The sequence below is a fragment of the Methylocella sp. genome, assembly GCF_041905455.1.
Taxonomy (GTDB): Bacteria; Pseudomonadota; Alphaproteobacteria; order Rhizobiales; family Beijerinckiaceae; genus Methylocapsa.
In genome coordinates, this window is the sequence record NZ_JAYRLA010000020.1 from 43,714 (window position 1) to 49,984 (window position 6,271).

Consider the following 6,271-nt stretch of genomic DNA (forward strand, 5'->3'; position numbering starts at 1 on the left):
GCTCGGGAGGGGCTTTTCTTTTGTGCGCCGAGACCCAATATCAGGAGTAAGTAACTAGAGGAGGTCACATGCGGAGCGAATTCGAGCAGCGCATCGTGCGGCATGTGCTGGAGCTGATCTTGCAGGATGGTGACCAGCAACTGACAGTATTCTCTAAACAAGACGGAGTGCTGTGCGAAATTTGCGACGCCGACGAAGCGCTCGCTTCTCTTTTGCCGGACCCCGGAGGTAGTTTTCTCGTTTTCCCAAGAAGGAAAGATGGTAGGTATGTTCTCTATGAACGCACAGCTCCTACCCCCGAGTACACGATCGAGTGGGGAAAGGGCCGCGAGGTCTGCACGGCCGACTCTCCAGAAGGGATGAAGCTCATTGCGCAGGCGGTCGAGCTGGCTCGGCAGGAGGAAGCGGCGTGATGCCAAGCGAATTCGAGCAGCGCATCGTGCGGCATGTGCTGGAGTACGCCCTCAAAAACCCACAACGCTACATCATCGTGTCGGATCGCAAGAAGGATTATGGGTATGGTGAGCGCGACGTGACGAAGCTCGTCGAGCTGATCAGCGCCATGCCTCAGGCGGATATACATTCTGAACTATTTTCGACTTGGGGTGGCCGCCACTATTCTTATAGTCTCAGCACTTGCTGGCGCGTCGTCGTGAAATGGGGCCGCGGTCGCGACGTGTGCATTGGCCGCAAATCTGGCGGTCGCGAGGCCGTCGCCTGGGCGCTGGAGCAGGTCGAGAAAGAGGAAGCGGCGTGATGCGCGGGTTTGCACTTGTACTTTTACTTTGGATCGCTACGATTATTTCGACAGTTCTGCTATTTAACCACGTCAGCCCGGAGAGCACGCTCATTGGCGTAGGTATCCTGCTCCCAATCCTCACCGTCACATCCGCACTCATACTTGCACGCGCCCTTTCACGAGAACCGAGCGACGAAGCTGGCGACGCCGGGATTGAAAGCAGACGCAATAAAACGGCCGTCCCAACACCAGAAAACAAAGAACAAAAAGCGGCGAGGCGCAAAGCCTTTATTGAGATACTCATCTTCGCCAGCTTCGCTTATTCGTTTTGGTCATTGCTGGATATGCACAAAAACGAGTGCCCGGCGTACATGCGGCATGCTGAGTGCATGCATCGCGAACGACTGAAGCCCCAGTTCCGGCTATTGCCGGCACCCTTATAAAAAATTAATCGTAACCCTTCTTCCCCTTCCGCCAGCTCCGGTTCGCCTTCTCCGAGCGCACGCGCAGATTACCGGCTGAATTGCCGCCGCCGTTCCTGATCGGGTGTTTGTGGTCGATATCCTTGCCGGCGATCGCCGCCGCGCCGAGTTTCTTCTTCATCTCCGCCCGAGCGGCGTTTCGCTCGGCGCGGATTTTCTTCTGCTCCGGGCTCGCCTGATAAACGCTCTGGCGCGCAGCGTGCCGGCGGTTCAATTCTTCTTTGCTCAAAGCCATTGCGCTGACCTTCGCTGGTTACTGCACGCCGTAGGTTTCCGAGAACTGCTTCAGGATCGCCCGATTGCGGTCGGTGACGCGCTGGCCGAGCATGCTGCCGCCGAGTCGTCCCGCCTCCTCGCGTCGACGGCGCGCGCCGGCGAGCTGCTTGCTGGTGATCTTCTCGTCGGGAGACTTCCCTTCATTGTAGGCGGACACCAACTTCATCGCCCGCGCCCGCTCGGCGGACGTCGTCGCCGCCGAATAGGCGTCGAGCGCTTCGCGCCGCCCCTTGCCCTCCTCGCGCAGCGCCTTGCGCGCCCCCCATGCCGCCGTATCATACTGCGCGACGCGCCCCGGCTTGAACCCGAACGCCTGCACGCCGGCCTCGACTGGCGACAACGGCGCCATGCCTGGCTCGCCTCCCCTGCCGGTTTTGCCTTCCGTCGCCAATCGGTACGTCTTCGCTAGGTCGGCGACCGCCTTAGCCGGGAACAGCTTCTCAAATGCTTTCTCGAGATCGCCCTTGAACAATGACTGCGCGCCGTCGACCGTATCGACCAACAGCCCCGCCGGCGCGCCGGCGATTTCCCCCAGAAGCCAGTTTCGGAGACTATCCGGCCGATCCCCCTCCGGCTCCCCGAACGTCAAGAGGTCGCCAAGACCCAGCCGATGATGCACGTCGACGCTCAGCGGGCCAAGCGCCCGCGATAGCGCGCGCTTCCGCCAGCAAGACCGCCGCCTCGTTATGGTTCATCGCGGCGTCCGTATTGTCGCGGATCGACGCCGGAATCTCGACGCCGCGCTCCTTTGCGCGCGCCAGCATCGCTTTGACGCGCGCCAGGATATCTTTGCGCGCCTGCGCCGCGCCCTGCGCACGCCCGTCGATGGTGGTCGCGTCGCCGCGGCCGGGTGGGAACTCGCCGACGACAGCGAGCGCTTTCTCATTGTTGCCGGCGCGGGCGGAGCGCTCGTCCTCGGACCGTTTCTTGCCGACAGGCGCTTCCTCTTCGCCCCCTACGACCGCCCTGATATTCGCTTTCGCCTGCTCCCGCGCCGCCTGCGCCTCTGGTGATTTATCTTCAAGCACGCGTGGAACGCGCGCCGGCGCTGATTCCTCAGACGTCGCGCCCTGCTCGCGAGCCTGGATCACCTGACGCGGGTCCTCGACCTGCACGGCGCTACCCGGCAGCTTCGCCTCCTCCAACGCGGCGACCTGCGCCGGAGCGGTCTCCTCCGTGCCGGCGGCGGCTTTGACCTCGACGCCGTCCGGCGTGCGCTCGGTCACGGCGACCGGCGTCTCGCCCTGCGCGACACGCGCAGCGGCCTCCTGTTTGGAAACCGGCCCCATCTCCAGCAGCTCGTTGAGCTTGCCGGCTTTATCCGCGGCGACGATCTCCTTCGCCTTCGTCAGAGCAGGATTGTAATCAACAACCCTGCCATCTTTCAGCGGCATGCGCTTAAGACCCTCGGGAGGGGTCCTCGGAGCGTTCGTGCCGGCAGGATAAAGCACTGCCGCGCGCTGGCCCGCCTGCGCCGCCTGCTGCTGGATGCGCAGCGTCTCGGGCAGTTCTGGAGTCGTTTGTTCGGGTGCGGTCTGCGCCGGCGCCGCCTCCCTGACCGTGACCGTAGGCGCTTCGGCGGCAGGCGGGGCCTCCGGCGGAGCTGTGACTATGGCGGGTTGCGCCGGCGGCGATGATTGTTCGGGAGCTGCTTGTTCCGGGACGGCGGGGGGACCGCCAACGCCGCGGCGTTCAAGAGCTTCTGAACGACATCAGTGGGCAGCGGACCGCAGCCACAGCCAGCGCCGCCATAAAATTCGCTGCTCATGACCGAAATCCAATCCTGCTTGGATTGACCATTGCTGGTCACGACGTCGATCCACACCCGATAGGTTGCGCCGCCGACGCCGCGCCCGAGCCGGAACGACACTTTTGTCGCCGTCTCGTCGATGGTGAGCTTGTCAAGCAGCATCGCCGGCGCGGTGATCGGAAACATTCCATGCGCAGCCGAGACAAGCGTCTCGCCCGGCGCCAGCCATTCGCTGTAGTCAAATGTGTAGACGTGTTGCTCCGCGTACTCCTGTCGGAAGACGCCGAGCGCGCCCTGCGCATCGGAGACGTAGAGATACTGGCTATTGCGCGGCGCGGCGGTCGAGGTCATCACCACCCCCATGCGCGCTGTGAGCGCACCTGGAAAGATCGAGGGAAGGACCAGCGCTGACCGCTGGCGAGCGTGCCATGCCGCGTCTCGGTACGAGCCAGATTGACGCCGTTCTCGAACCGTCGACCGTGGTACTGCGCCATCGCCGCATTGGAGTAAGGCTTCGCGGGCTGCGTCATCATTCGCGCCAGCAACCCGTCGAGCAGCGCGCCCATATGCTTGTCGAATAGCCAGTCCGGCACACGGGGAAAACCGTCGTGGTCGGTCGGATCGACTACCGTCAACGCCACATGCGCGTGCCACTTCTCCGGCGCAGATGGCGGGTTGCGAATTTCAATCGTGGCGAACGGCGCGCCAGGCTGCGGCATAGTGGCGGCGCATGCCAGCCCGCCGCCGGTCTTGTCGGAACATGGCCGTAGCCCCTCGACCCACAACAGCCTATTTACGAAGGCGTCGCCTTCCTCCGCCGCCGGCGAAATTTTGTATTTGTGCTGGCGCGGGCAGGCGCAGAAAGAAATGATGTGCGTCCATGCGTCCGAACGCATGAAGAATTCGCGCACCGTCATAAACAGCTCGCGCAAGATCATGCCATCGAGCGCACCGGGCAGACGGTCGCGCGCCAAGTCCACGAGCCTGATCTGGGCGGAAAGGACGCTCATGCCTTCACCGCCGTGAGCTGTTGCTCGAATTTCGCGACGAGCGCACTGGCGCGCTCATCCTGCGTCTGCTCGTCGTCGTAGAGCTGGACATAGCCGGCGACGAAATAGAGCACCGCCAGCCGGTACTGGAGCGGCAAAGGCACGGCCTGCGCGCTCAAGTCGTCGGCGTGGAACCGCGGCGCTGACAGCGGCTCGAAAAGCTCGCGCCGCCGCAGGCGCACCGTGTAGCGCCCCTCCAGCAGCATGTCGGGGCGCATGCGAGCGATTTCGCCGAACGCGTAGTTTAGCGCCTCGACAAGCTGATCCGTGCCGAAGCGATGCGGCTCAACCCTGTCCTGCAACAGATTGCGCGCGCCGGCGACATAATCGGCGGCCGTGTCCAGCCCCATCCGCCCCTCCCACTATAACGCGGGGGCGCAACCACTCCTGCGTGACTAGGATTGGTCACGCCCCCACCTGCACGTCCTGACGGACATGTTCAGAGGGGCGCTTAGGCGCCGGCCTGAGTGACGATCGCCTCGACGAGCGCCTTGCCGTCGAGCACCTTGTGGCCGTAGACCTGAAGCCCGCGCAGAATGTCGCCGAAAGTGCGCTCGGAGCGCATCGTCTCGACCTTGGTGATCTGCGAGGCGAAGGTCAGCGCGTGCGAGTGGCCGGCGTAGACGGCGAACTCGCCGTCCGCCAACCCGCCGACCGTTCCATGCGGCAACAGGTTGCTGGCGTAGAGCGTGAAGCGATCAACCATGCCGAGGCGGCCATTGCGCAGCATCGTTACGCCGTCGCCCGACAGGTAGACCTGCCGCAGCTCGGAACGCTTGATCTGCGTCGTCATCCACGTCGGCATGACGATCCAGCGGCCCTGCTCGGGCACATTCTGCTCGTCGAGCGCGAGGCCCGCGCGCAGGATGATGTCGATAACCTCAATCTCGCCAACGTCAGGATCGCGGCTCACGGACGCAAGCGGAGCGCCGCTTACGCCGAGATTAAGGTTGTGAGAGATCGCTCCGGCCGCCGGACCGCGGTTATTGGCGTTCGCCTGTCCAATCAGCGATTGAAGCACATCGGTGTCGATGCTGATCTTCATCTGCTGAGCGGCGTCGTCGGCCCAGAGCGACATATTGTTGATGTCGCTCTGTTTTTCGATGATGTCGTCGAGGATGAAGGCGAAGTAATAGCCCTGGTCGATGTTCAGCGACACCTTGCCGCCGACCGGACGATCCAGCTCAAGATCGCCGCTGATCAGGTACTTCTTCATCGTGACGGTCGGCTTCGTGCGGATCGCGATGCGGTCGCCGAAGTTCTTGATCTCGCCCTCGTACAGGGCGTGTTACCGTGGCGGCTCTTTATCCACCACTTCTGCCGGTTTCCCGGCAGGTCGGACTATATCATCGCTCCGAAGAGCGTCCGGCGCTCGTGGACGGCTTATTCTTTCGTCACCGTCTAGTCTCTGAACCTTCCACACCCCTCGGCATAGACGAACCCATGCCTACATGCGTGGCTTGGCTGCTGATTGGCATATCCTTGAAAGGACTTAGCTTTCCAGCAATTCACCGGATTTTACACGGACTACGATTTCAATCCGTGTTGCTGATCGCAGCGAGGACGGTTGACGGATAAAAACGCTCGATCAACTTGCTCGACCAGATTTCAGGGATGAACCCTGCGGCCGAATAGTCGACGTTGGTGGAGCCGGCAGGATAGATCGGAGGAACCGTCCCTGCACCGGCAAGGGGGTAGATTGCCATCGGCGTGGCGCCTGCATACGAGTTACCGGATGCGCCCCTCACGCTGCGCGGCGAAGATGTCCTCTTCGATCGCCCGACGCTGCTGCTCAGGGAATTTCCCCTTGAGCGCGTCTGCGTAGAACTGCGTGATTTGGGCGCGCGAATAAGAGGCCCTAACAAAACCCTTTGTTAACCATGTTTGGTTGACCGTGAGGGATGGCCAAGAAGCTGCTGCCCGACGCCCTCTGGGCGGAAATCGCACCTCTATTCCCTCCTGACCGGGCTCGCCC

12 protein-coding genes are annotated in these 6,271 nt (G+C 62.6%); 3 read left to right on the forward strand and 9 right to left on the reverse strand.

The window, feature by feature from the left end; translation table 11 throughout:
• The first annotated feature begins 68 nt into the window (after positions 1 to 68).
• Genes ACE3OG_RS14465 through ACE3OG_RS14475 form a run of 3 tightly spaced genes read left to right on the forward strand, consistent with a single transcriptional unit; the run spans position 69 to position 1,182 of the window.
• Positions 69 to 413 carry a hypothetical protein gene (locus ACE3OG_RS14465; RefSeq protein ID WP_374309863.1) on the forward strand — a complete coding sequence of 115 codons (345 nt, stop codon included), beginning with the start codon at positions 69 to 71 and terminating at the stop codon, positions 411 to 413.
• Positions 413 to 757 carry a hypothetical protein gene (locus ACE3OG_RS14470; protein ID WP_374309864.1) on the forward strand — a complete coding sequence of 115 codons (345 nt, stop codon included), beginning with the start codon at positions 413 to 415 and terminating at the stop codon, positions 755 to 757. The genes ACE3OG_RS14465 and ACE3OG_RS14470 overlap by 1 nt, the downstream gene beginning before the upstream one ends.
• The gene (locus ACE3OG_RS14475) at positions 754 to 1,182 is read left to right on the forward strand and encodes a hypothetical protein (RefSeq protein ID WP_374309866.1); all 429 of its coding nucleotides are present in this window, start codon (positions 754 to 756) and stop codon (positions 1,180 to 1,182) included. Before ACE3OG_RS14470 ends, ACE3OG_RS14475 begins: the two co-directional genes overlap by 4 nt.
• Positions 1,183 to 1,186: 4 nt before the next feature.
• Here the strand turns inward: ACE3OG_RS14475 and ACE3OG_RS14480 are convergent, their stop codons facing one another.
• The 9 genes from ACE3OG_RS14480 to ACE3OG_RS14520 all read right to left on the reverse strand — a co-directional run.
• On the reverse strand, positions 1,187 to 1,342 hold the full coding sequence (locus ACE3OG_RS14480) for a hypothetical protein (RefSeq protein ID WP_374309868.1): 156 nt from the start codon (positions 1,340 to 1,342) through the stop codon (positions 1,187 to 1,189).
• Positions 1,343 to 1,474: 132 nt separating this feature from the next.
• Positions 1,475 to 2,086: a hypothetical protein gene (locus ACE3OG_RS14485; RefSeq protein ID WP_374309870.1), complete on the reverse strand. Its 612-nt coding sequence runs from the start codon at positions 2,084 to 2,086 to the stop codon at positions 1,475 to 1,477.
• The gene (locus ACE3OG_RS14490) at positions 2,049 to 2,891 is read right to left on the reverse strand and encodes a hypothetical protein (protein WP_374309872.1); all 843 of its coding nucleotides are present in this window, start codon (positions 2,889 to 2,891) and stop codon (positions 2,049 to 2,051) included. The genes ACE3OG_RS14485 and ACE3OG_RS14490 overlap by 38 nt, the downstream gene beginning before the upstream one ends.
• Positions 2,892 to 3,106: 215 nt before the next feature.
• Positions 3,107 to 3,598, reverse strand: coding sequence for a hypothetical protein (locus tag ACE3OG_RS14495; protein ID WP_374309874.1), 492 nt, complete (start codon positions 3,596 to 3,598; stop codon positions 3,107 to 3,109).
• On the reverse strand, positions 3,598 to 4,257 hold the full coding sequence (locus tag ACE3OG_RS14500) for a hypothetical protein (RefSeq protein WP_374309876.1): 660 nt from the start codon (positions 4,255 to 4,257) through the stop codon (positions 3,598 to 3,600). Before ACE3OG_RS14500 ends, ACE3OG_RS14495 begins: the two co-directional genes overlap by 1 nt.
• Positions 4,254 to 4,646 (reverse strand): hypothetical protein, encoded by a 393-nt coding sequence (locus ACE3OG_RS14505; RefSeq protein ID WP_374309877.1) that lies wholly within the window; start codon positions 4,644 to 4,646, stop codon positions 4,254 to 4,256. The genes ACE3OG_RS14500 and ACE3OG_RS14505 overlap by 4 nt, the downstream gene beginning before the upstream one ends.
• Before the next feature lie 101 nt (positions 4,647 to 4,747).
• The gene (locus tag ACE3OG_RS14510) at positions 4,748 to 5,512 is read right to left on the reverse strand and encodes a hypothetical protein (RefSeq protein WP_374309879.1); all 765 of its coding nucleotides are present in this window, start codon (positions 5,510 to 5,512) and stop codon (positions 4,748 to 4,750) included.
• A gap of 319 nt (positions 5,513 to 5,831) precedes the next feature.
• Positions 5,832 to 6,002, reverse strand: a complete 171-nt coding sequence (locus ACE3OG_RS14515; protein ID WP_374309881.1) for a hypothetical protein — start codon at positions 6,000 to 6,002, stop codon at positions 5,832 to 5,834.
• Positions 6,003 to 6,024: 22 nt separating this feature from the next.
• Positions 6,025 to 6,271, reverse strand: a 247-nt coding sequence (locus ACE3OG_RS14520; protein WP_374309883.1) for a hypothetical protein, incomplete at its 5' end; no start/stop codon positions are given.